Source organism: Paenibacillus xinjiangensis, assembly GCF_059686975.1.
Map to the genome: position 1 here is coordinate 175995 of NZ_JCAALS010000010.1, position 25091 is coordinate 201085.

A 25091-nucleotide genomic window follows, 5' to 3' on the forward strand; every position below is an offset into this window, starting at 1 on the left:
AATGATATGCTTCAATTAAACGATCAACAGAAGCCATCATCCCCGACACACAAACCTATGCCTACCCGTTATAAAATAAATGTTGAGAGTACGATGCAGCAACTTCACTCCCGCATTTATGGTCAGGAACAAGCATTATTAGCGATTGAGAACATGCTCAAGGTCGTTTGCTCCGGCATTGCTGATCCTGACAAGCCACTCTATGTGGGACTCTTTCTGGGTCCCACGGGGGTAGGGAAGACAGAAATTGTACGTATACTAGCAGAGACCATTCATGGCAACAAAGATAGCTTCTGCCGAGTGGATATGAACACACTAGCACAAGATCATTATGCAGCGTCACTAACCGGCGCTCCTCCAGGTTATGCCGGCAGCAAAGAAGGAGCTTCCCTTCTCGATAAGCAGAAAATTGAAGGCTCGTTCAGCAAGCCTGGCATTGTTCTATTCGACGAACTCGAGAAGGCAGGACCACAGGTGCTGTTATCTTTGCTCAACGTATTCGACAACGGTATAATGACTATTTCCACCGGAGATAAAGTCATAGACTTCCGAAATTGTCTTATTTTTATGACCAGCAATCTAGCCGCCTCTGAGATTTTCCAGTTAACTGATGACAGCCCCTCCTCTTGGTTAAAGAGGCTCGGCTATTATCTCAAGCCCAACCATTGGAGGCGAAGTAACGACAGCTTGCTCAATACAATCGTCAAGCATCGGCTTGAGAGAACATTCAAGCCGGAATTCGTCAATCGAATGGATGACATTGTAATATTTAATTGGTTAAAGAGAGATACTCTATCCGGCATTGCAGCAACGCTGATTCAACAATTAAATCAACGGCTGCGCAAGCACAACTGCACACTCGAAGCGGATCCAACAGCAATAAGATTCTTAGTTCGCAAAGGTTATGATAAAAAGTTTGGAGCGAGAGCATTGAGGCGAACGTTTCGCTTGCATGTGGAGGTTCCGCTTGCTGGGGTGCTATTAAACCGTTCGATTAGCGATCCTCCGTGCACATATATAGCGAACCATGTAGAGGGCGCTGAGGACATTCGCTTTTTCACATCAGACAAGTGAGGACGACAATACATGCTTTGTACACACATACTAGGTAACGTATTTGATTCAGGTTTATCCCAAGGCAATGAAGAGCTATTCGGATTCGAGATTGTCGCGTTAAATCCTGAAGAGAATAATAAAGAATTACGAAAAAAGACAGATCTTGGAAGGGAAGTTGTCATCTCACTCCCTCCCAATACACCCGTATCTCACGGGGACATCCTGTATCAGGACGAAGAGAATACTATTCTAGTATTTCTACAGACATGCGAAGTGATGGTCATCTGTCCGGATTCCAGCCGACAACTGGTGGATTTGGTGTATGAATCGGGAATCCGGGGCCTTTCATTGGAATTCACGAAAGAAGGTCAGCTCATACTGTTGCCAGATCGAGGCATAATCGAATGGATGAAGAATTTGAACATTCGTTATGAGCTGCAGACTAGAAGATTCCAGCCGTTTAAAGAGAAATAGGAATAACCTTCGGGCATTTTTCGTTGGTTATAATAAGAAAGAGACTGTCCTAGTGAACTAGTAAAATGGACCCACTGTCAAGGACACTTTGAAAAAAAAGAGGATTAGGCCGCACTTAAGAGATGATTCCTGTACTGTACTGTACAGGAGTCATCTCTTTTAGTCCCCATTGATATCGATGATGATTGTAATAGCGGATATAGCGATTAATTTCTTGTTTCACTTCGGCAATAGTCGTACAGTTTTGGCTCTTTACATGATCTTTCATATGCCCGAAATAGGATTCCTGTGGAGCATTGTCCCAGCAGTTTCCTCTTCGTGACATCGATTGTCCAAGGCCTTTTTGCTTCAATAATTTCTGGTAGGTTGGGCTTGTGTAGTGGCTCCCTTGATCGGAATGGATGAAGGCCTCTTTATGGAGCTTCAAGCGCTTTTGTCTCATTAGCGATTCAATGGTTTCCGTAGCTAACGGCAGTTGGAGAGACTCGGAGAGGTTATGGGCCAGCAGTTCCCCTGTGGAAGCATCCAGAACCAGAAGCCATGATCAAGCAGCTGCATTCGGTTAACACACATGCTGAATAACCCGACCACTTAAGGTCGAGCAGAGATACCCGCCTGGTATATCATGGAGTACGAGACCAAAGCTTACGAGGAACAAGCAGCGGAAAAGCATGAGAACTATATCGATATTCATTATGTGATCGAAGGCTCTGAGACAATAGGCTGGTCACCGCTCCAAGCCAGCAGTGCAGATCCGATACAGCCCTATGATGCGGAAGGCGACTATGCCATCCATACGGATTTACTTCGCACCTAACTAAAGGCCGCCCCCGGATTGATTCGGAGGGCGGCCTTTCTGCCTTGAAAGCTCTTTATTCCAGTGTCATATAATACAGATTGGTCACACTATCTTTTGTAATCGTATGTGCTCCCGCTGCAAGAGATACACTAACAATGCCATTCGACATTGGATAGCTTGTTCCATCAATCTTGATTTTGGTACCGTCTGCTGTACCCAATACCAATGTTAAGGTTGAGGCTGTAGTCGTGTTAAACGAAATGCTGGTCGAGCTCTCGAGCTTCAAGCATTGGGTCAGTGTTAGGCCATTATAGACCACAGTCCCCTTCGTCGTGGATAGATTTCCTTGAATATCGAAGAAATCACTTGCTGCTCCATCTGTCGTAAAGTTATGAACCTGTACTCCCGTTGTCGGAGTTCCGGTCGGCGCTGGTGTTGCCGTTGGCGCAGGTGTCGCTGTTGGCGTCGGGGTTGCCGTTGGCGCCGGAGTCGGAGTAGGTGTTGGGTCTGTCGGGATTGAATTCCCACCAACCGATACAAGCTGAGTAGTGTAGCTGGTTATTTTGGACATCAGCGCTGTGTTAAGTGCATACGACGTGTCATCAACGGAATCATTAAACAACCATGTGAAGTCTCCTTTATTGAGGCGTCCGGCTTCTGCTGTAACCACTTGTTCAACAGCGTTGACGCTATCTATGTTGGCTACGTTCACTCCGGTATTGACACTCGTATCGAAGTTGTTATAAACGGTTCCGCCTTCTAATGCTTTGTAAGAGCTTGGAACGGCTTCATTCCTCGACGAAGCTAAGTAGGCATCGAATGAAGTGGCATGGGCCGGAGCTGTACCAGCATTGGAGTTGGCGTAGATCAGACTGTCCGCATCAACAATGAGGTTATTATAGGCTTTAATCATCCCCCCGTTCTCGCCCGAGAACGTGCCTTCCCCTAATGCATCCGTACCTTGCAAGGAGCTCATCATTGGGAACTTAGCATGTCTGAAATAATTCGATTCAACAAAGGCCGAGCCTCCTGTTGTAATACCCACACCATATTTGGAGATTCCATCGAAGAAGTTATTATAAATATGAGCAGAAGCCACTCTAATGCGAGGATGACGAGAGTCCGAATGATCGAACCAGTTATGGTGGAATGTAACGAAGAACTCGGCCGACTCACTCAAGCCCACAAGAGAAGCTTTTCCAGAATCCCAGTAGTGATTGTACGAGATGGTAATATAAGTCGAGCCTTTTTTGAGATCTGTGGAGCCATCGCCCTTAGCTTGGTCCGCATCTCCTCCAGCAGTTCCATAGAAAATATCGTTATTATGCACCCAGACGTTCACATTGCCAGTATCCATGGAAATGCCATCGTCAGGGAATAGCATCAACCCCAGATTTCTGACCTCCAGATTACCGACATATCGAAGAAGCATTCCCCAGCCATACACATAAGCATCGTCTCCGATACCTTCAATGGTTGTATTCATTTCCGAGTAATTGCTTTTCCCTTTGACTTCAAGATATCCGCTGCCGTTCAGCTGTCCACTCATGTCATCTTCGGTAATCTTGCCAATCATTCGGATGGCTAGTGGTGTTTTATCATAGCCCTTTTGTCTGAGCACCATAATTTCACCTATACCAACAGCTGTTTGTACAGCACCTGAGCTATTGATCTTCACATCAAGAGTGACTGTTTGCACCGTATCTGATGTTACATAGATCACTTGAGCGCCATTCTTGAGTGTTCCATTCTCGTTATATGCACCCGAACCCGTACCGTATTGTGAGCTTGGTGAAAAAGCAAAGCCTGATCGGTCGTATGCTTTAACGGATAACGCACTTGTCACAGCGCTTTCCCTTAAGCCGCCTGATAGTATCGCTTCAACCTTCATGTTATAATTGCCAGCTGCCAGCCCTACGGCATCAGCCCTCCAATTGGATGGGTATTTCCGGATTAATTCACTGTCAATTCGCTGATACCCGGCATCTGAAGCACTTGCAGGCTTCACATAAACATTATATCCCTGCGCATTGCTTACAGGTGACCATTCTACATACGCCGTTTCATTCCAGCCTCCACTGCCCGTTATCGTAAGACTAGCAGCATGTACGGCCCTGTTGGACAATCCACCTGCCAATAAGGTTAGTGCAAGAGAAAATAACAAAACCATATTCGTTACGATTACCATTCTTTTCTTCAACCTAAGTCCCTCCTTCATTTTCACTTGCTGCTTACATAATGTAACCGTTTGCAAAAAGCTGTAAAGCTTCACCACTCACCTCCTCGAATATTAATTTTTCTGAACAATAGATGCTCTCGAGCATCCTCAGCATATCAGCCTTAAAAGCGGTTCCGAAATAATCATTTGCTCATATTGCTCTCCTCCCATGGCGTTTCTGAGCTAATGATTATAGGCTGCATACCTCCAACAACAAACAGGGGAGCAGCTGCTCCCCTGTTTGTTGACTAGCTCAGCTATATCTTAATGGTTGATCTTTCCCAGATCGTCTAGCATTGAGCCAGCGATCGTTAGAAAGTCTTCAGCCCCTATCTCGAAATGTCCATAACGGAAGGAATAGCCCCAATTGCTGTTTCCTCGCGTGAAGGTGAGCTTGTCCAGTAAATCGGCAATCCTCACTTCTCGGCATCACTAATCCCCTCTCTCTTGTCGTTATCCGTTTATTTCATTTTTCAGACGATCCAGTTGCAATAGATGATGCCTGTAATGCATTTCGATCAGCTGAAACCATTCTTTTGCGTTTAAAGCACCGAATCCTGGATGAAGAATCCTTTTGCTCTTGGCCGCTTGACTGAGCACGGACTCTGTACGTTTCATTCGCTCCACTACTCCGCTAAGACCTTCTATCAGCTGCTCCTTACTCTCCGGCTGCTGTGGGGTGTATTGCGGCGAAGCAGGAACCCGAATTCGAATAGGAGGAAAACTTCCTTGTTCAAATACAGCCTTGCCTTGCTCCGTTTTCTCCCCGATTTCATCCAATGCAGCTTCGCTGCTGACTAAACATTGATCGACATTGCGTAAATGCATGAATAACGCCGATTGAATCAAATGCATATACATTTGTCCGAGTGACCATTCCTCATCGTTCGTTTTTTTATGCAATTGTTCCATATCAAGGCTTTTCAGTTCATTCAAATACCTGTCTACCGTCCCTTCAAACAACTGCAATGCTTGCTCTGTACTTCTCATCGTTTAACTAACTCCTCTTTAATTATGGTATACACCCAATATAAAAGAATGCTACTGACAACAGTGTGTCAGTAGCGTCTTGAGATTTTTTTGGCCTCTTCCCGTATTCGGGAACGTAAAGACTCTGGTTCAATCACCTCAACATCCCCTCCCCAGCCTAAGAGATAAGGTACTAGCTCCTCCGGATCTCGGACTCGATAGTGGACAAGAAGACCGTCCTCACGCTCCTCCATAGCTTCCTTATAAAAATTACCTGTTTCGATAATTTTGTCGGCAATTGTGGAATTGGCTTTAACCTGCACCTGTTCATTCCGATCGTCCTGCGGACGGTAACGACTTAAATGGAAATCCTGCGGCATGGTAAAACGCTTCTCCATTACAACAAGCTCTGCCATCCGTGACAAACGGAAATGACGAATGTCCTGTCTCAGATCACAGTAGGCGATTAAAATCCAATTCCCCTGAACGAGAGTCAGTCCGTATGGATCAACTTCACGTATGCTCTTCCGATTACCGTCAGATTCCGGAATTTTTTTTAAATACGTAATACTGATTTTACGCCTCTCCAATATGGCCCGACGCGCTTGTCCGAGATAATTTTTCACCCTCTCGTCTGTTATCGGTTCACCCACGTTCAGTAGTCGCATCGTTTCGCGTATACGCTTGGACTCATCACGCACCGGCTCTGGCAAAATCGATTCAATTTTGCGTCGTGCCTTCTTAGCTACGCTGCTATAATCGGCGTCCAGCCTCTGCTCGATAAAATCAATCCCCAGAAGCAGAGACACAGCTTCTTCCGCCGTAAAGCCAATCGGCGGCAGGAAATACCCTTCCATAAGGGAGTAGCCTTGTCCAGGAGCTCCGATAATCGGGACCCCTGCTTCGCTCAAGGATTGAATATCTCGATATATTGTCCGCATGCTCGTTTCGAATTGAGCCGCCAGATCTTCAGCTCTCAACATCTTGCTTCGCTGCAGCTCAAGGGTTATGGCAAGCTGCCGTTCTGTTTTATTCATTTTCCTTTCCTCCACTAATTGTTCCATTTGTTCCATTCCATCAATTCTACCATAACAAGTTGTTCGCATCCCTGTCCGAGGATCATGCCACATAGGCTTTCATCCATAACCAATTCAATCTATAATTAAGATAGCAATTATTATTCATGAAGGGTGGATAAGAACGTGACAGTGAAGACAATTAATTGGGGTATCGCAGGTCCAGGATGGATTTCATCTAAATTTGCCAAAGATTTAGCTATTGCTGAGGGTGCTAAGCTGGTAGCAGTCGGGGGCAGAAGCCTGGATAAGGCAGAGAGCTTCGCTAAGCAATTTGATATACCGCGTGCATACGGCAGCTTGGAAGAGCTTGCTGCTGACGAAGAGGTCGATATTGTCTATATTGGAACGTTACATCCTGCTCATAAAGAGAATGCGCTTACACTGCTGCGGGCCGGCAAGGCTGTTCTATGTGAGAAGCCGTTCACGATCAATGCTGCTGAAGCGCAGGAGATGATTCAGTTCGCGCGCAAGAACGGTATTTTCTTGATGGAAGCGATGTGGACGCGTTACTTGCCGCCGATTCGTAAAGTACAGGAATGGTTGGCTGAAGGTCATATTGGCGAAGTGCGCATGGTGAAAGCCGACTTCGGCTTCAATATGGGCTGGGCGCCGGAGAGCAGACTTCTTGATCCTAAGCTTGGAGGTGGTGCATTGCTTGATGCAGGCATATACCCCGTTTCCTTCGCTTCAATGGTATTCGGCGAACAGCCAACCAAGATCATGAGCAGCGCTCGGATCGGCCAGACAGGCGTGGACGAGCAGTTCTCTCTCTTGTTCGAATACGAGGGCGGACAGACAGCAGCGCTGAACGGTGCAGTGCAGCTCGGTATGGTGAGCGACGCCTACATCTATGGCACGAAGGGCTATATCCATGCGCCGAATTTCTTGTTCGGCAAGTCGGCATCTCTGCATGTTGCTGGTCAAGAGCCGGTACTGTTCGAGGACTCACGCGAGGCGGACGGCTACAACTTCGAGGCAGAGGAAGCAATGAATTGCCTGCGTGATGGCAAGCTGGAGAGTGCAACGATGCCGCTGGACGAGACGCTTGCTATAATGAGAACATTAGATACGATTCGTGCACAATGGGGCTTGCGCTATCCGGCGGACGAACAAGCCTAGCTTGCAGAGTTTAATGCGATTTGCTTGCTGCGGGGTTGCAATCCAAAGCGTTTAACCTATAAAATATTAGTAATAACGTACAAGCTTTATTAAGGTATGTCATATATGAGCAAAAGAGAGCGGGAGTAACGTATGGGACGTAAATGGAATAATATCAAAGAGAAAAAAGCTTCAAAGGATGGACAAACAAGCCGTATCTATGCCAGATTCGGTCGAGAAATCTATGTAGCGGCCAAATCCGGCGAGCCGGATCCGGAATCGAACCGCGCGTTGAAGGTTGTGCTTGAGCGTGCTAAGACCTACAATGTACCAAAAGCCATTATCGATCGTGCGGTAGAGAAAGCGAAGGGCGGCGCGGAAGAGAACTTCGACGAGCTTCGTTATGAGGGGTTCGGTCCTAACGGCGCTATGGTTATTGTCGATGCGCTGACGAATAACGTTAACCGTACCTTTTCCGAGGTTCGCTCCGCCTTCACGAAGAACGGAGGCAGCCTGGGCGTAAGCGGCTCTGTAGCTTATATGTTCGATGCAACGGCCGTTTTTGGCATGAGCGGCAAGACGGCTGACGAGGTGTTCGAGATTCTGGTGGAAGCAGAAGTAGATGTGCGCGACGTGCTGGAGGAAGAAGACACGGTTATCGTGTACGCCGAGCATGAGCAATTCCACGCGGTGCAGGAAGCACTTAAGAACGCTGGCATAACAGAATTCACCGTTGCTGAGCTGACGATGCTTGCACAGAATGACTTGACGCTGCCGGCTGACGTGCAGGCACAATTCGAGAAAATGCTCGACGCGATCGAGAACCTCGAGGACGTGCAGCAAGTGTACCACAACGTTGAGCTTGAAGAGTAGCATCCAATAGTCTCGACCTGAGCATGTGAATTCTCGTATTATAAATGCGAAGAAGCATCCATTCGTTGCCGAATGGATGCTTCTTCGTATCGGAGCTGCTCTTCGATGCCATATACGTTCATCTTATTATCGGCTTCTTGAGTGGTCTCATTCCCTGCTGTCCAAAGAAAATAAAGTATTGGACTGACGATGGTTGAACGGGCAGGATAGCGCAAAGAAGAGAGCACAGAGGCAGAACGCCAATGTGGTCTCTTTTAATGTAGTATCTGAGCAATAAGTTCTATGTTTTCTATATCCTCATAAGGAAACCACATAGGACCTTCTGACGTGCGTATCTTAGCTCGTTCAGGATCGGTGGATACTTCTACTACTGTAGGAGTTAGTTGTTCATCGCATGAATTATCGACACGAACAAAAATGGCATGCAACGAGTAATCCATTATCCAGATGACTTTTCTGGATTTATTAAGAATTTTGATGACGTTATAAGGTCACCTCGCCAGATATAGAGCGCCAAGACTGGATCGAACTTCGATTCAGTTGTGTGAACAATCCCACTCTGATGAAGAATAATAGATCCGGGTGCTCTTGGTGTTGGCTGTTCGCTGCCTTTTATCCAAACCCCTGTCCCACCAATGGGTATGTATATTTCATTAGCAGGATGCACATGTGCTGGATAAAGCGTTTCAGGAGCTAATAAGGTAAGTCCCATGAGCAAGTGGTCAGCCCTTCCCAGATCTTCCGGTCCGATAATTTGCGCGAAAGATACATGTGATTCTAGGTTTGGATGTAGCGGATGTGGTGGATAACCGAAGGCCCAGTGGAGGAATGGTGCCAAGGGCCGGATAGCTGCCACAAGGCTTGACTCGGCGCCGATATCACCAAGTGTCAATGCAATATCGAGATACTTAGCGACGGGTGATCCTTGTGGACTAGGAGGTTTTCCGGAGCTTGGCACCACAGGCCACACCTGCAAAATTTGGCTTATCTCGTCGAGTATGTCGGAATCGTTGGTCTCATAACGTTCGAGACGTCTGTGTAGGTGAATTAAGAATGTGTCTATCAACCTGTTCATATCTTCCATGGTGTTATTCAACCTCCAATAATGTTTTTAGGGATTGCTTTTCGGTAAGTATCAATAATTGGTTGGAAGGTTTACAGGGAAACATCCCCCAGCCAGTTGAGTTGGATTTCTTCTTTCATGAGATAGTAATCGAAGATATTGAGGTCAACGGTATCCAACTGTATAAATGTTCGATGGTAATTCCAATGATGGATTGCCAAATCACGTGTGGATGCATTGTAATCTAACGGAGGACTTTTCAATGTTAGAAATTTTAAAGGAATTTATGGACGAACCGTGGTGGATAATTACGTCCAGTATGGCAGAATCACTACAGAGTGAGTTGCGAAGGGAATTATCTTCTGACCATATTCTTTACGATAAAACAGCCGTTGCTGTCGCGAGAAGAGAAGATAATGATGATGTGGTTTACTGGATAAATGATTTTCAAAAATACGCAGTTGTTCATTTGACCTATGGTAAGAAGCACTCCCCCCATTATCCAAATACAGAGCTATATGCATTAGAGGAATTAGAAAAGCATTGTAAACATGTTTCAAACAATTATTGAATTCTAACGGGAAACTATAGCTTAACATCACCAGAACAAGGCTGCCGGCATGATCGGCAGCCTTGTTGAGCGTCGGGCAGTAGAGCGTAGTGGTCGCAGTAAAGAGAAAACGATATTAAGTGAATTGAAAGTACCTCCGAAACGAGAAATGTTGCAACAAGGGGTTATTCATCCACTATTAATAACAATTGCAAGAAGAATCACAGCGGTTATTATCGCTACATGATCCCCTTAGAGAAAAGGATTCCTCATTAATTCAGCTGAAGAGATAGCGCGCCCTTCTTTCTCTACTCCCGTACTCTCATCCACACTTTGTTTTAGATACTGATTTGATTGAATAATTGATGAAGGGGAATAATTGATTTCATCTTGCATTACAATCGTAAATTTCCCTTTTCCGGGAATAAAAACTTGACATACAGAATTATCTTTATTCATGTTTGACAACTGTTCCATTAAATCTTCTATCGTTTTTACTTCTATCATATAAATCACCACCCATTGTAAGATTATAATCAAGGTTCCATACCTTTTTATCCACTGCCTAAGTCATCCTACGGATTTACTCCTATTGCGAATGGACGAGCTCCCACTGGAATGGTCGCAATCACCGTATTGGTTACTCCATTAATCACAGAAACGGAATTATCATCCTGATTTGTTACATAAATACGATTGGTTAATGGATTGGCTCCAACTCCGTTTGGATTATTCCCGACTGGAACGGTAGCAATCACTGTATTTGTTAATCCACCAATCACAGAAACATTGTCAGTATCTCGATTTGGTACGTAAATAGCATTCGTTGATGTATTAATTCCTACTTCACCTGGAGTAGTGCCGACCGGAACGGTAGCAATCACAGTATTGGTTACTCCATCAATCACAGAAACACTGTTACCCGTAAAATTTGATACATAAATACGATTAGTTAATGGATTGATGCCTATTCTAAATGGGTTCACCCCAACTGGAATTTGGGTAATCACGGCATTCGTTGCTCCATTAATTACCGTAACGACATCAAAATTAAAATTTGCTACATAAATACGATTAGTTAATGGATTGACGCCTACTCCTGTTGGAAGAGACAGACCTCCTACAGGAATAATGGTAGCAATCACTGTATTGGTCAATCCGTCAATTACGGAGATTGTGCTATCATTAAAATTTGCTACATATATGGCATTGGTAGCAGTATTAACCCCGATTGAACTTGCTCCATCCCCAGTAGGAACGGTAGCAATCACAGTATTGGTTATTCCATCAATTACGGAAACGTCACCACTAGTCAAATTCCCTACATAAATTCGGTTAGTTAATGGATTGACGCCTACTCCCGCAGGATTTACTCCAACAGGAATGGTAGCAATCACCGCATTCGTTACACCATCAATCACAGAAACATTGTTACTATTGAAATTGGCTACATAAATACGATTGACTGATATGGATCCGACAGGACCTGTAGGACCTGTAGGTCCTGTTGCTCCTGTAGGGCCGATTGCCCCTGTTGCTCCCGTCGCCCCAGTTGGTCCTGCAAGTCCAGCTGTACCAAGTGCTCCTGCAAGTCCTGCTAATCCAGCTGGTCCAAGTGCTCCTGCAAGTCCTGCTAATCCAGCTGGTCCAAGTGCTCCTGCAAGTCCTGCGGGTCCAACTGCTCCGATTGCTTCTCCAAGTCCTTGAAGTAATTGCGGTCCTTCTGCTAGTGGTCCTTGAGGCCCTCGCGGTCCTTCAGGCCCAGGAGGTCCAGGAGGTCCAGGAGGACAATTACATCTACCCATAATTTCAACTCCTTGTTATTAAGCTTATTCATCATATTAAAAGCCTAATAAGAGAAACACACCAAATACCTATCAAACTTAAAATAGGCAAATAGAGAAGTATATTCGCTGAATATATGTTGAGCTGTGTTATTGTCCCATACCATTAAGTCTGTTTCGGAATTAGATAATAAAAGAGATCGAAGGCCAGGGAGTGAAGAGATTGGAAAATCGGCCATTAGTAGGGATTTTAGTAACCAAAAGAAGCAATAGAAAGAGTATTTTAAAGCTTTATCAGAGATAAAATCATTTAAACCAAAAGCTATTCGTCTTTACTCCGGTGGACATTATTTGGAAGGAACAACGCATTAACGGAATCAGCATGAATAAGGGCGTATGGAAACAAGGCTCTTTCGCTTTTCCTCATGTCGTCTACAATCGGTGCTTTAACAAAAAAACAATAACGATTCAACGTCTTGAAAAAGTGATCGGCAGAAACAAATGTTTCAACAACATCAACTTTTCAATAAATGGGATCTTTACAACTTGTTAAAACAGTCAGAGCTTAACTCTTATGTACCAAAAGCATTTTTATACGATCAAGCGAATGTATCAGAGTTATTAGAGAAATATAATGTCATATATATTAAGCCTACTTATGGATGCAAGGGGAAGTCTGTATACCGGCTTGAACAAACGAATCATGGGGATGTTAACATTTCTTTGCACCGTTTTGCACCGAGGTATATTTGCAGAAAAAATGAAAGCATTGAGGAAAAAATAGATGAACTTCTCGGTTCAGAGAAATACATGATTCAGCAAGGGATTTGTATCCAGGAGCTTAATCACCGATATTTTGATATTCGTGTCCTTGTTCAAAAAGATATTTTGGGAAAGTGGAAGGTTTCCACCCTCGCATGCAGAGTGGCCTATGAACATTATCTCAACACGAGTATGTGTGAATTCATCTTTGATGCAGCAGAAATTCTCCCCTTATCATTTTGTCAGGACAAAATAGATGAGATTTTCCAATCTCTTCATGAGTTAAGTGTTACGGCTGCGCAAGAAGCAGAAACTCATATGGGTTCATTGGGAGAAATGAGTGTGGACTTCGCATTAGACGAACAAAGTAAGCTATGGATTATTGAACTTAACGGAAAACCACAAAAAAATATATACAAAGACATTAAGGATTTTAAACACAAAAATCTAATTTATAGAAGACCATTGGAATATGCTTATTATCTCTCTCATTCTTGAGAGATAATAAGTTTTTTCGAAATAAACATGTTTCGCATACGATTTCACAATATTCAACTCTCATAGGAAGATGAAAGAGATTTATGATTCGCCGAACAATTTCCTCATTCAACCAATGCCTATTGAACGTTAGTTCAATAAAACAGCGACAGTCTAGGACTTTATTTTCTCGTCCTTGGTTGTCGCTGTTTCAATTTCTAAGCTCAGTCTAAAACTTATTTTATGGAGTCTGACGGTATACCCATTCGAAAAGCCGCGTGGGAGCTTTTGCATGTTTGATCTTAAGTTCATTACATTGAACGAGCTTATAATACAGATAGAAACCCTCTTATATAGGAGAAAGATCAGGAGATCATTAAAAATTGAGAAGATTGGTTTAAATTAATCAATTCTATTGCATTTATTCGAGGTACTGCATTAGGTCGTTCGGTTTAAGCTAGAAAGTTGGAGCAATATGTCTTAAGTAAACTTGAAGAATTAAAAAAACGATCCCTTTGCTTCGTTCCGAGAGCTGCCACCAGCTTGCTTCTACGGATGTGGTGTTACACCTAGGATGAACGCAAGACTTGTCTTCTCATCCACATCGTTGCAACCCACTTTTCACCTTTGATCACTGGTGTTCCTGCATGTAAGGTCAAATCGTTTAATTCATGACTATTGTAAAAATATTCGAAGTAGACCGCCATGCCTTTGTTAGGAATAACAGAAATATTCAGCAAAGGGAACGCGGTTTCCCCGCCTTCCTCCACATCGTTCAAATACATTACGAGCGTACTAATGCGATTATTAGCACTTGCATGACTCGTTTCTGCGAAGAAATCGTAATGAGGACGATACTCTTGACCAGGGGTATACAGCAGAACCTGCAAACCATCACCATGCTCAATAGGAATATTCATAATCTGAGAGAATCGCTTCTCGATTCTTGTAATCGTCTCATTCTCCTCACAGAACACCCCACTGCTCGTTCTAATTGGATTGACTGCACGATCTCCGCCTATTTTTGAACGTTGCAATTGGTCTCTAGAATGTCTAATTAGCTCATCGCATTCCTCATCACTAAGTACATTTCCTAGTACGACAACCAGAGGTTCCTCATACTTCGCAAGAATGCGAATCTCTCGATCCTCTGTCTTGATCGTATTTCCAATATGATCAAAAATCGTCCGTTCTTTCTCTGTTGTATTCTCTATCATCCTTACACAGCCCCTATGATAAGACATCCATCATAAACAATACCATAAAATGGAACCGTTTACTCTAATAATTTTAGAAAAGTCAAAATACTCAAACTGCCTGGTAAAACAACACAAACAAAAAAAGCACCTGACACGGTGCTTTTTCTATTTAACGATCCCGGTGAACCATATAATCCAATAGATGCTTCAGAAATACGGTATGGCGCGGCCTCTCCTTCAACGCTTCCATAGCTAGGCAGTAATGCTCCCACATTTGTTTGCTGGCGCCTTCCTGTCCCAGGATCGTTACGAAGGTCGAGGTATTGTTGTCTGCATCCTGACCTACTGGTTTCCCGAGCAAGCTGACATCTCCTTCTACATCAAGCAAATCGTCCTTTATCTGAAAGGCGATGCCCGCATGATAAGCAAATGTTTTTAGAATTGCAATTTCCTGTGCATTAACCTGTGCGAGAATGGCGGGCATAACCAGTGCTGCCTCGAACGCAATTCCAGTCTTGTAAAAGCAAATCGCATTCAATTGCTCCAATGTCAATGCTTCTCCCTTGGAATGCAAATCCATCGCTTGCCCCGAGCATAGATCCTCTGCCTTCTGGGCCGAATATTGCATCAAGGCTAGCACAGTCTTCGCATCGAATGCTTCCAGTGATGCTTGTTCCTGTATGGCCTTCTGAATCAGTAGCAGACCAGTCAATTCCGCAGTCGCACTATTATGCACCTTATGCAGCGTTGGACGCCCTCTACGGGTAGATGCATTATCTTGAGACGGCAAATCATCGAAGATCAGGGATGCCGTATGCATATACTCCAAGGATCGCAATAAGGGCACAACGGACTGTGCAGACAGCCCGAATTCTTGTACACTCATCACCGATGCCAGTATAGGACGCAGGCGTTTGCCGTCCCCTTCCAGACTGTAATTAGCCGCATCGATCAGCATCTCTTTCATCGGCAGCATCCCATCAGGCTTGACGATTCGCAAGGCGCTGTTGATCTGCTCACGTGCTGCCCTAATGGTCTCGAGGAAATTTTCTTTTTCCTGCTGGTCGTTCTTCAGGTAAGTAACGAGCTGGTCTCGAAGCAGCTTATCCAAGAATTCCACATCATTCGCATGCTGAACCATGTACTGGATAAGCCGATTGAACGCAGGGCCTCCACAAGTGAATATGTCCATCATGCTGTTGTACTTCTCAGTGCCTAGCCTTGCTTTACAACGTTTGAGACCATTAATGGCACGATCGAGAATGACCTCACGAGCCTTCGTGTCGGAGTGATACACGGTATGAATCAGATGATGGATGACGGTCCAATATAATTCAAAGGGATTAATAAGGTCCGAACGCTGATCACGGTAGGTCAAATAGTAGGTGTAAGGGGTAACTGTGCCATCTCTCCTATCGTCGAACATATCCGCGAAGTCATCAGCCAGTTGGTTGTATATACCATAATAGAAGGTGCGATTCTCAAAGCCCTCATCTACTGGAGCACTTAGAACGGAACGAGCGATCAGCCTTGAAGAAGAGGATTTTAAAATAATAGGTATATACAGCTCTTCGTTGGTGTACGTTGTATTCGACAGAGCCTTAGCGCGATCTAGTTCCTGTGAGTGGAAGAAAATATATGTCTGCTCGAAGAACAGATGCTGTGTATTAGGCCGCTGATGACGCTTAATGTATTCGAATGCCTCCGTCAGCTCCGCATGCACGAATTGAATCATTGCCTTGTTCGTTCCGTCCCAATCGCTTAATCCCGGTACCGCTCCAGTGAGAAGCGCAGTCCGGATAATTTGGGAATATTGTGCTTTCTCCTCAGTGGTTAAGACCTGCGCATCCAGAAGATCATCAATGAACGGATAGGTTAGACCATAGGAATAGCCGAGTCTAATCGCTTCATCCAGTCTTCTAGTACGTTCCACTGGCGACTGTTCCTCACCTAACTCTTCTATTGCATGTAGGACTACTCCGATAATAATCTTAATCAGCTTGCGCTGAGCGTGCTCGGGATTCAGTTCTTCCGGAAGGTGGGTGGATACGTTCTTAAGCTTGCCGATCACCCATATAACGGCCGTTTCTACGCCTTCCTTCTGAGCCCACCGATACAGTCCCGTTAGACTCATAAAATCTGGCTGGTCCCCATGGTTCGTTGCGGTGGAATGAAGCAAACGCTGCTTGACGTCAGCAGCTACACGCTGAATTCTAGCTTGTGTATCAGGAGAATCCATGGCTTTGCCCAGATCTCTCATATAGATATACGAAACGCTTCGATCCAGATAATCATCTAATTTACCCGTATGATTCAACCATTGGATCTGTCGATGATAGCCCCCAGCATAGGTGGTTTTCTTTCCCCGCGACCAAAAAGACAGCCATGATCGGCGCTGAATATGATTTCTTTTCCACTGCTCTATATCCTCTGACAATCCAGGCACATACGACTTTTCCTTCATTTGCTTGTAGAGTGAGGCAAAGTAGCTGGCCGCCTTCTCTTCAGCTAAGCGATAGCTGGTATCTGCATGAACTAATAATTCCTCATTCATATGGTGTATGACCTCAACTTCTATAGATGTTATAGGGATGGTTCTTATTAGGAGGATGAGGTTTCTCCATCAACGTTATCGGATTCATCCGGTATATTTCATATTCTAAGTACGGAATAGGATTTCTAAGGTTGCACTATCAGCGACAGCTTCAATGATTACATCCTATGAACGCACAAAAAAGCCCGATTGCTCGAGCTTTTTTGTGTGGATTATTGTTGCAGCATTTCACTTATTGTATAAGCAATTGATCCAGCAAACGAATGATCATCGCAACTGACTCAGCTCGGGAAGCAGCTTCATTCGGTTTGAACAATCCGTTGCCTTTACCTCCGACGATACCTGCAGCCGCGAAAGCATTGATTGGTTCAGAAGCCCAGTTCGTACCTACATCCGTGAATAGGCTGGATGTGCTAGAATTATAGCTCGTCAGACGAGCAAGCATGACTACGATCTCAGCGCGGGAGATCTCTTGATTAGGATGGAACGAACCATCACTATATCCCGTAATTATCCCTTTGGCCTGTAATGCTTCAATCGCCTCTGCTGCCCAGTGTCCTTGCGTGTCAGAGAAGGAAGAACCGCTGGAAGCCGTTAGACCAAAAGCTTTGGCAAGCATCGTAGCGAACTCAGCGCGAGTTACCTTTTCATTGGGATGGTAAGTGCCATCACTGTATCCCGTTACAATTCCCATCTTAGCAGCACGTTCAACTACTGCAGCACTCCATGAAGATGCTGGTACGTCCGTAAAGCTTACAGCAGGAGCAGTTTTTTCTTTTTCCACGATAGCCTTAACCACATCTACATCTACCTTCTCGTTGAATACAAGCTTCGACGGCGCTGGTGTCGGTGTTGGTGTTGGTGTTGGTGTTGGTGTTGGTGTTGGTGTTGGTGTTGGTGTCGTTGGTGTTGGTGTTGGTGTTGGTGTTGGTGTCGTTGGTGTCGTTGGTGTCGTTGGTGTCGGTGTCGGCGTAGACGGCTCGGTTTCCGTTGTTTTTACGACAGAAAACTCATCGATTATAGTACCCGTACTCGTACGTGCTTCCACACGAATCTCATCGTCCGTAATTTCAATAGCAGAATATACTGGAACGTCTTCATCGAACATATAACTCAAATAATTGTATTGCGTACCGTCGTAGAATTTCCAACCTGAAGCGCCGCCATCCAGATATATGGTACCCTCATTTGTAGCTTTATTCGGCTTGCCATCCAGCATTGGATAAGTGCGTGCATACACATGATCATGACCAACTAGAACTAAATCAACTTCCTTCTCTTCTAATATTGGAGCAAAATACGTCTGTGTGTACTCCACAAGAGATTCTCGGCCATTTTCTGTATGGTAGGCTGGACGATGGAACATAGCGATAACCCATTTTTTGTTATTCTGATCCAAATCCTCTTCCAGCCATGCTGCTTGATCAATCATTTGCTCCTCTGTGCCTTCTGAGTTCAATACGACAAAGTGAGTGTCATCGACATCATAAGAATAAGCGTATTGCACTTGAGATTCTGGTCCGTTCTCTGGAAAATTCATACCTTTGGTGAATACATCTTTTCCTTCACTCTTCACATCATGATTACCCAATGCTAGAGCAGTTGGAATTGTTGTTGCATAGACCGATGAAGCTTCCCAGAACTTGTACCACTCTTCAAATGCACCACCTGCATCAACCATATCTCCACCATGCATAACAAACTGTGTGGATGGATATTGTGTCAATGCGTTGGTCATTAGCTCTTGATAAATTTGTCGTCCTTGTAATTGATTCGTATGAGAATCGGTAATATACAAGAATGAGGTCGGTGTTGATTTGTCCTGATCCACCGTTGAATATTCATACCATTCCGACCAATTGCCCTCATAGCCTATACGATATTTGTAATTGGTATCTGCCTTCAACCCTTCAATCAGAGCATTATGGAACCGAATCTCACCCTTCGATCCATTTTCCTTCATGCTAAGCACCTGAAGCTCACTCTCAGCTTGCTGCTGTTGTACATGATTCACATCCGCGTTTTCCTCTGTTCCCCATTCACTAGCCTCAATATATTGAATATAAGTAAATGTTCGATCTGGACTTGTCTGCCATGCAGCGCTTAGCTGCGAAGACATGTCTTCTGCCACGTAGGTTTGAACATATTGAGGTTCGTCCGTACCGTACTGCTCAACGACTTCATAATTGACAACCTTACTGTTCTGGTCACCATTGACAGCTTGTACCTGATAGGCTCCAAGCGCCAATGTAGTTAGGTCAGTCGTTAATTGTCCCTTAGCATCTGTTTGCCCCAGACTACCATTCAATAGCTGACTGCTTACATCAGCTTCAGAGATATAGCCAGTTGTCTGACCATCTGCAAGAATAACCTCGAATAATCCATCCTCAGCTTCTGCTGAAGCATAATAACGCTCACCAGCTTTTGCAACCATGATTACATCAGAAGAAGTGTCATCATCCTCATATACATTAGATGTTACAGTGTTAACGGTAAGGACTGAGCTCTGCTTCAATAATCCAGTGAAGACAATATCTGCCCCTTCATACGGCTTACCCTCACGATCTAATACAGTAAATGTAGAAGCTGTACCCAAACCAACTCCCGTCATTTCCAGCTGATATGGAAAGGCGATTGTATAGTGAATAGGAACAGCTAATGGTGAGCTAGTCTGAGCTTGACCCGCAGTAAGAGCCGTATTACTCATTGTTATGGTTTTGTAATCTTCACCGCGCTCTAGCACAGCATGAGAACTTACTCTGAAGTTAACCGTAACGACATCATTAGCTGTTGCTGCTTGCACATTATCAAGCGTAACCTGAACGATCCCATTCTCGCTATCAATATCTGAAGCTGCGGTAACTCCCGATGCCTCAGTAATGCTTTCAACTTGAAGGGTCGTTGCATCATAATGTAACGCGAATTGTGCCGATTCAGCATTCAAGTAATCTTTAATACGAACTTGAACGGGATAAACTTCATTACTTACAGCTTCCTGGTCAGCAGTCATGACTAATCGCTCTCCTGCATTCATCGTGAAGGCGAATGTTTTCCCTGCTGGGTTGCCAGCCTTATCCTTCACTTCAATAACAAGCTCATGATAGCCGCCATCTACAGATTTTCCTGGATAAGTTAACACTTGTGTATCAGGAGAATACTGCACTTCATCTGTAATATCCGTGCCATCCAAAAGCACCGATAAGGTATCCAAATCCAGACCTGATCCATTATCGGTCAGCTCAACCTTCAATTCATCCAGTGGAGCGGTTAATACTTCATTCGGGACAGGCGCAATAGGTTTAATGGTTGGGACGTCTTTATCCTCGCCATCTTCCTCATAGATAAAGGTAATATCATCTACCCAAATAGAGCCCTTATTCTTCTTGCTCATATTCGATTGTTTCAATTGGAAAAACAGTTCAAGCACAATCGGACCTGTTTTACCTTGCGGAACATCGGCCTCGATATATTTCCAACCAGACCAATTGATACCGAGATCATTTTCATCATAAAACTCTGCTTGGAAAGAAGAGCCGCCGCCGTCTCTGAATTTTGTCGTTAGCAAGTGTCCTTCATTATTACCATAAACCCACATGCCTACTTTAGAAGGATAGCCTGTTACAGGAATATTACCAGCTTTATAACCTACTTCAATTTGAGAGGGGTTATCTACTATACCAATCATATCGTAATCAATTCTGGCCGAATATTGTCCATTTCTTATATACTTCTTATTCTCTTCTAAGTGCAGCGTAGCATCATACATACGTTTGGGATTAAATTTCACATCTGAGATTCCATCTTCAAAATCTTCAACAATGACCGATGGCGCAATGTCATCTGCTGCATAGACATGATTATTGTGACCAAAGCCTGTATGCAGCCCTCCTCCTAGCAACGTTACCATGGATGCGATCATGATTGACTTACGTAATCCTTGTTTCTTAGCTTTCACTGCTTCTCACTTCTCCCTATATTAGAATTCTTATGTAACGAGAACTATAACAAGGGAATGTAAAATAATAACACCAAAACTATTAAGAAATTATATTTTTATTCACAAAAACTGTAATTTTAAGTTCCTCCCATAAGTAAAAAAACCCCGACCTCATGAGGTCGGGGTTCACATGGTGGAGGCGAACCCTGGCTGTGCAAAACCACAATTCGCCGGAGTGTGATGCTACAAAATCCTCCCCTTAATGTGCGGGTAAGTGTAAACGGATAGGGAAATCTTAATAAAAGAATTAGTATACACCCTCAATACGGTATCAGGGTTAATTGAAGTTGTAGTGAAATTAAATTGAGCTTTTGACTCGGCTCACACCATAAATAACTCCTACAGTAACAAATTCAGCTTGCATCGGCTGTCGTTGTTAGGTTGACATTAGGGACAAATCCTCATTGCATCATATCTGCGTCTTTGATAGTCGCTTTATTTATTTTCGTAGAATCCGCTAATTTCCGCTGATTCGATAACATGATCTTTTACGAGATTCTGAAAGTCTTCATAGGATATCCCACTATCGGGCGCATCCAGTGTTTTAACATCCAAGGCATATACGATGATTTTGTACTCGTGGTCGCCTGAACCAGACGGCGGCTGAGGACCGCCATAACCCTTGGTGCCGAAGGAGTTATTCAACTCCTTGCTGCCCGCAGGAAGCTGGTCTGTGCCGGAGGCCCCTTCTGCCAAGGTGCGCGCAACCGCTGGAATATCAACAACGACCCAATGTACCCAATTGTCTGCAACAGGATGGAGATCAACCATAAATACAGCGAATGACTTCGTGCCCTTCGGCGCTTTATTCCACGCTAGCGGAACACTTATATTCTTGTCTTCATTCGTATGCTTAATATCGATGCGGCCATCGCTCTTGAATGCTGTTGAAGTTAGCTCTAGAGGCTTGCTGTCATCAGCATTCGAAGACTTTGTATTATCGGCGCATGCCGTAAGAGCAAAAAAGGCGGTGAAGATGATAAGCAACAATTTTCCCACTGAATGAACGGGGTTCTTATTTAGCTTCATTAAAATTCACCTCCTTTCATGCACTTACTCGCTCTTCATAAACGGGTAATAATAGGCATCCTGCGGAATCCCGTGATGTAAGGAATTAAAAAGGGTATTGAAGGTTACTAAAATTTCCTGCCCCCTCCAATTAGACGGCAGCAGCTCGGCTGGCAGCATCGGATCGACAATAACAAGATCTCCCACTAATTCTCCCAGCTCAAGATATCGGATGAACAGCTGCAATGCGTCTCCTGTTTCCTTGTGCTTCTCTACTGCCGGAACAAACTCATCAATGAAATATTGCCATTTCTCGTTGTACGCTGTCTGGACGTTCTCCAAATCCCACATTTTTGCCGCAAGATCGCGGGTAATCGAGAAATGCTGGAACGCTCCCTTCATTTGCGTTACATTCGATTGCAGTTCCAGCTCGGTCGTCAGCCGATCCACCTCATCGATATTATTCCAAGGAGAGATATAGGTGTTTTTGTATAATGCAGCAAAACCCAGATTGATTAGAGCCGTTCGCAGCTGATAGCGTTTGGACCGCTCCGAATCGGGAATTTCAAATGTGACGAGCTGCCACTGGCCATCCCATTGGGCACCATAATGGAAACCTTTACTTGCAATAGCGATCAATGTATTTCGTCCATGCTCAGTTATCGAATATCGCGAGCGCTCAACTGCCTCAACGTAACCCAATTGTTTAAGGCGAGACACAACATTGCGAACCGACTGCGGGGAATATCCTCTCGCCGTGTAAATTTCCAAAAATCGCTGCACAGTAACCGTCGGGACTCGAGTCAGCAGAAACAGCACTTGTTTATCAATTGGTAACATAACCCACCTCAGTTATACTATTAATTTTACGTTTCGTCAATTATTTTGTATAATTAAAAAATAATAAGGTCTATTCTTCCTTCCTCAGCTCCTTATTATATCTTCTTTTAGCTCTATAATCACTTCCACTTTGCGCCGATCCCCTTGAGTGTAGTCACACTTTTGATGTCTACTAAAGACTTATCGTAATTATCTAAGTAAAATTCTAAAGCTTAAATAGCCCAAGCAGGAACCTCTTGCTTACAATAAGATATTACAAACTGCTAAATTGAGGCGCAATATCAAACATATAGGAGATGTTTAAAAAGGAGTGAACTTCCAATGACTTTCCCCAGCCCTTATGTAGTCCTGTGGAAAGGCCCCGTTAACAAAGCCTCTGGTCTTGGAATTGCCAGCAGAGAGTATGTAAGGGCGTTGAGACAGCTTGGAGTCACTGTTGCGATCAGCGCAAAGAGCGCCGCACCAATTTCAAAGAAGAACAAGGTGTTAATTTATCATTACTCCCTTAATTCTTTGAACATAAAGAAGGAGAGAAAACATTTCAAGACAATTTTCATTAACACGGTATGGGAGACAACTCGTATCCCCAAACGCTGGATCGGGAAGATTAATCAAGCCGATGCCGTTTGCATACCTTCACATCAGAATAAGCAGGCGCTGCTCAATAGCGGAATTAGAATCCCCATATTTATTGTTCCGCATGGCGTGCATGCTCGGATGTATACCCCTAAGACGAAGCTGCCTTTGAACAAAACGAATCGTAAATTCACTTTTATCTCCGTATTCGGCTTTCAGCACCGTAAGAATCCTGAAGGTTTGCTAAAGGCTTATTGGGAAGAGTTTTCTGCTGCCGATAATGTTCTTCTGATCATCAAAACAAATGGATATGCCCCTAATGAGAATGAACGCTGGATCCGTAACCGAATCCAAGCCTATAAAGATAGACTGAACATTAAAAAGAGTACAGCTCCCATTCAGCTCATTACCCAGCATTTGAATTCCAAGTCTCTTAGAAGTATTTATTCACGAGGAAATGCCTTTGTTCTTCCTACACGGGGTGAAGGCGTCGGTTTACCTTTTCTAGAGTCAATGGCCAGCGGAGTGCCCGTAATAGCAACTGGCTGGGGTGGACATATGGACTTCTTAACAAGTAAAAACTCATTTCTTGTTCATTATAAATTACGCCCCCCTGTCATTGGTATGAATCGAAAATCGTCTATTTCACGCCAATTTCGCAATTTGTTTGCGGAAAAGGGACAGTTATGGGCAGAACCTGATATCGGAAGCTTGAGAAAACAGATGAGAAGAGCATATGACAATCCTAGCCTATGTGAAATAAAAGGGCAGCAAGCTAGGCATGACGCTCTTTATTTGTCTTGGAATCGGGCGGGTCTATCCTTCAAAAAAGCGATAGATAGTATGATTAGGCTTAAGAAATAAGGGCAGGTAAGACACTTCGAACCCCTGTCCGGAGCTTCTGCGAGTGCAACTGAAAAACCAGAGGACATCACCCCTAATAGGTGAACCCTCTGGTTTTTTAAGTACCTATTCTATGCTGTAATTCTTTTGCCTTCACTGTCCGTAAACTTACCGACAATAATCATAATCAGGTCAACGAGTAACCAAATTCCCAAACCACCTAAAGTAATGATTTGCAGGATGGCTGTTCCGACTTTGCCAACATAGAACCGATGCAGCTGAACTCGCATCAAAAAGCTTTTCGAGCTCTTCTTCACTCAACTTGTTTATAGCTTTTTTAGGCAATAGATGTTTTATAGACATATTAGAGCTGGCTTTTATATCAGGACTCGATGAAGTTCCTTGCGCAAATGATGTAACTGATGAAACACTTAATAGCAATGAACTCGCTATTAATATTTTAAATAACTTAACTTTGAATAAAACCCCTATTCTCACAATTTATTTTACATAATTATACTAACGATCATTATAAATATTGTAAATAGTCTCCTAGTACACCTAATTTTCCCATACCCAAAATCCTATACACGGAGCTGTTCAATAATGAAGGGAGCCATCATGCCCGTGTATAGCTGTAGTACACCTTGAGTTGGCTAAAATTATGCTGATGTTGCATCTAAATGGGAGGGAATCTGGTAATATCATGGCTCTAGGAACCACCATGTATAGAGAAAAGACAGAAGAGACACCTGCGCGGTCAATGTCATTAAGTTAAACTCAGAGACAAGATCGTGAATAGAAAATGAATCCGAAACGGCATAGGAAATAGTCCTATGCCGTTTCGAATTTTATACAAGCAAGAAAAATGG

22 protein-coding genes and 2 pseudogenes are annotated in these 25091 nt (G+C 44.0%); 10 read left to right on the forward strand and 14 right to left on the reverse strand.

Annotated features, from left to right (window positions below; all coding sequences use genetic code 11):
- Window positions 1-6 precede the first annotated feature (6 nt).
- A complete protein-coding gene (locus AC6ESP_RS12460; RefSeq protein WP_497097047.1) occupies window positions 7-1074 on the forward strand; it encodes an AAA family ATPase in 1068 nt (355 codons plus the stop codon).
- A gap of 12 nt (window positions 1075-1086) precedes the next feature.
- Entirely contained in the window at window positions 1087-1530 is a 444-nt protein-coding gene (locus tag AC6ESP_RS12465; RefSeq protein WP_497097048.1) for an urease accessory protein UreE, read from the forward strand.
- 115 nt (window positions 1531-1645) lie between these two features.
- Here the strand turns inward: AC6ESP_RS12465 and AC6ESP_RS12470 are convergent.
- Window positions 1646-2062, reverse strand: a pseudogene (locus tag AC6ESP_RS12470) (IS3 family transposase); the annotation flags it as partial.
- Between the two features lie 93 nt (window positions 2063-2155).
- Here AC6ESP_RS12470 and AC6ESP_RS12475 point away from each other — a divergent pair.
- Window positions 2156-2347: a YhcH/YjgK/YiaL family protein gene (locus tag AC6ESP_RS12475; RefSeq protein ID WP_497097049.1), complete on the forward strand. Its 192-nt coding sequence runs from the start codon at window positions 2156-2158 to the stop codon at window positions 2345-2347.
- Window positions 2348-2402: 55 nt separating this feature from the next.
- Here the strand turns inward: AC6ESP_RS12475 and AC6ESP_RS12480 are convergent, their stop codons facing one another.
- The 4 genes and pseudogenes from AC6ESP_RS12480 to AC6ESP_RS12495 all read right to left on the reverse strand — a co-directional run bounded on the left by AC6ESP_RS12480 (window position 2403) and on the right by AC6ESP_RS12495 (window position 6553).
- Window positions 2403-4499, reverse strand: coding sequence for a pectate lyase family protein (locus AC6ESP_RS12480; RefSeq protein ID WP_497097080.1), 2097 nt, complete (start codon window positions 4497-4499; stop codon window positions 2403-2405).
- Between the two features lie 312 nt (window positions 4500-4811).
- A pseudogene (locus AC6ESP_RS12485) lies at window positions 4812-4976 on the reverse strand (EVE domain-containing protein); the annotation flags it as partial.
- A gap of 24 nt (window positions 4977-5000) precedes the next feature.
- Complete coding sequence (locus tag AC6ESP_RS12490) at window positions 5001-5537, reverse strand: DinB family protein (protein WP_497097050.1); 537 nt, start codon at window positions 5535-5537, stop codon at window positions 5001-5003.
- Between the two features lie 68 nt (window positions 5538-5605).
- A complete protein-coding gene (locus AC6ESP_RS12495; RefSeq protein WP_497097051.1) occupies window positions 5606-6553 on the reverse strand; it encodes a helix-turn-helix transcriptional regulator in 948 nt (315 codons plus the stop codon).
- A gap of 165 nt (window positions 6554-6718) precedes the next feature.
- Here AC6ESP_RS12495 and AC6ESP_RS12500 point away from each other — a divergent pair, with 165 nt between their 5' ends.
- The 3 genes from AC6ESP_RS12500 to AC6ESP_RS12510 all read left to right on the forward strand — a co-directional run bounded on the left by AC6ESP_RS12500 (window position 6719) and on the right by AC6ESP_RS12510 (window position 8753).
- Complete coding sequence (locus tag AC6ESP_RS12500) at window positions 6719-7714, forward strand: Gfo/Idh/MocA family protein (RefSeq protein WP_497097052.1); 996 nt, start codon at window positions 6719-6721, stop codon at window positions 7712-7714.
- Window positions 7715-7846: 132 nt separating this feature from the next.
- Entirely contained in the window at window positions 7847-8566 is a 720-nt protein-coding gene (locus AC6ESP_RS12505; RefSeq protein ID WP_497097053.1) for a YebC/PmpR family DNA-binding transcriptional regulator, read from the forward strand.
- Window positions 8567-8591: 25 nt separating this feature from the next.
- Window positions 8592-8753 carry a hypothetical protein gene (locus AC6ESP_RS12510; protein ID WP_497097054.1) on the forward strand — a complete coding sequence of 54 codons (162 nt, stop codon included), beginning with the start codon at window positions 8592-8594 and terminating at the stop codon, window positions 8751-8753.
- Between the two features lie 252 nt (window positions 8754-9005).
- Here the strand turns inward: AC6ESP_RS12510 and AC6ESP_RS12515 are convergent, their stop codons facing one another.
- Window positions 9006-9650, reverse strand: a complete 645-nt coding sequence (locus tag AC6ESP_RS12515) for a dimethylsulfonioproprionate lyase family protein (protein ID WP_497097055.1) — start codon at window positions 9648-9650, stop codon at window positions 9006-9008.
- Between AC6ESP_RS12515 and AC6ESP_RS12520 the strand changes: the two genes are divergently transcribed.
- Window positions 9620-9877 carry a PIM7 family immunity protein gene (locus AC6ESP_RS12520; protein WP_497097056.1) on the forward strand — a complete coding sequence of 86 codons (258 nt, stop codon included), beginning with the start codon at window positions 9620-9622 and terminating at the stop codon, window positions 9875-9877. The two genes, AC6ESP_RS12515 and AC6ESP_RS12520, sit on opposite strands and share 31 nt — an antisense overlap.
- Window positions 9878-9891: 14 nt before the next feature.
- Entirely contained in the window at window positions 9892-10200 is a 309-nt protein-coding gene (locus AC6ESP_RS12525) for a hypothetical protein (protein ID WP_497097057.1), read from the forward strand.
- Window positions 10201-10431: 231 nt separating this feature from the next.
- On the opposite strand, the gene AC6ESP_RS12530 is transcribed toward AC6ESP_RS12525, so the two are convergent.
- Both AC6ESP_RS12530 and AC6ESP_RS12535 read right to left on the reverse strand, forming a co-directional pair.
- Window positions 10432-10686, reverse strand: coding sequence for a hypothetical protein (locus tag AC6ESP_RS12530; protein ID WP_497097058.1), 255 nt, complete (start codon window positions 10684-10686; stop codon window positions 10432-10434).
- Window positions 10687-10754: 68 nt separating this feature from the next.
- Window positions 10755-11984, reverse strand: a complete 1230-nt coding sequence (locus tag AC6ESP_RS12535) for a YVTN family beta-propeller repeat-containing protein (protein WP_497097059.1) — start codon at window positions 11982-11984, stop codon at window positions 10755-10757.
- Between the two features lie 480 nt (window positions 11985-12464).
- Between AC6ESP_RS12535 and AC6ESP_RS12540 the strand changes: the two genes are divergently transcribed.
- Entirely contained in the window at window positions 12465-13223 is a 759-nt protein-coding gene (locus AC6ESP_RS12540; RefSeq protein WP_497097060.1) for a YheC/YheD family protein, read from the forward strand.
- Between the two features lie 548 nt (window positions 13224-13771).
- Here AC6ESP_RS12540 and AC6ESP_RS12545 read toward each other — a convergent pair.
- The 5 genes from AC6ESP_RS12545 to AC6ESP_RS12565 all read right to left on the reverse strand — a co-directional run bounded on the left by AC6ESP_RS12545 (window position 13772) and on the right by AC6ESP_RS12565 (window position 22800).
- A complete protein-coding gene (locus AC6ESP_RS12545) occupies window positions 13772-14419 on the reverse strand; it encodes a 2OG-Fe(II) oxygenase (RefSeq protein ID WP_497097061.1) in 648 nt (215 codons plus the stop codon).
- Window positions 14420-14570: 151 nt separating this feature from the next.
- Window positions 14571-16955 (reverse strand): polyprenyl synthetase family protein, encoded by a 2385-nt coding sequence (locus AC6ESP_RS12550; protein WP_497097062.1) that lies wholly within the window; start codon window positions 16953-16955, stop codon window positions 14571-14573.
- A gap of 232 nt (window positions 16956-17187) precedes the next feature.
- A complete protein-coding gene (locus tag AC6ESP_RS12555; RefSeq protein ID WP_497097063.1) occupies window positions 17188-20910 on the reverse strand; it encodes an S-layer homology domain-containing protein in 3723 nt (1240 codons plus the stop codon).
- Between the two features lie 477 nt (window positions 20911-21387).
- A complete protein-coding gene (locus AC6ESP_RS12560) occupies window positions 21388-21981 on the reverse strand; it encodes a YbhB/YbcL family Raf kinase inhibitor-like protein (protein ID WP_497097064.1) in 594 nt (197 codons plus the stop codon).
- Between the two features lie 24 nt (window positions 21982-22005).
- The gene (locus AC6ESP_RS12565) at window positions 22006-22800 is read right to left on the reverse strand and encodes a PaaX family transcriptional regulator C-terminal domain-containing protein (RefSeq protein WP_497097065.1); all 795 of its coding nucleotides are present in this window, start codon (window positions 22798-22800) and stop codon (window positions 22006-22008) included.
- Between the two features lie 321 nt (window positions 22801-23121).
- On the opposite strand from AC6ESP_RS12565, the gene AC6ESP_RS12570 reads away from it, so the two are divergent.
- Window positions 23122-24240, forward strand: a complete 1119-nt coding sequence (locus AC6ESP_RS12570; protein ID WP_497097066.1) for a glycosyltransferase family 4 protein — start codon at window positions 23122-23124, stop codon at window positions 24238-24240.
- A 110-nt stretch (window positions 24241-24350) separates the two neighbouring features.
- On the opposite strand, the gene AC6ESP_RS12575 is transcribed toward AC6ESP_RS12570, so the two are convergent.
- On the reverse strand, window positions 24351-24509 hold the full coding sequence (locus tag AC6ESP_RS12575; protein ID WP_497097067.1) for a TM2 domain-containing protein: 159 nt from the start codon (window positions 24507-24509) through the stop codon (window positions 24351-24353).
- Window positions 24510-25091 lie beyond the last annotated feature (582 nt).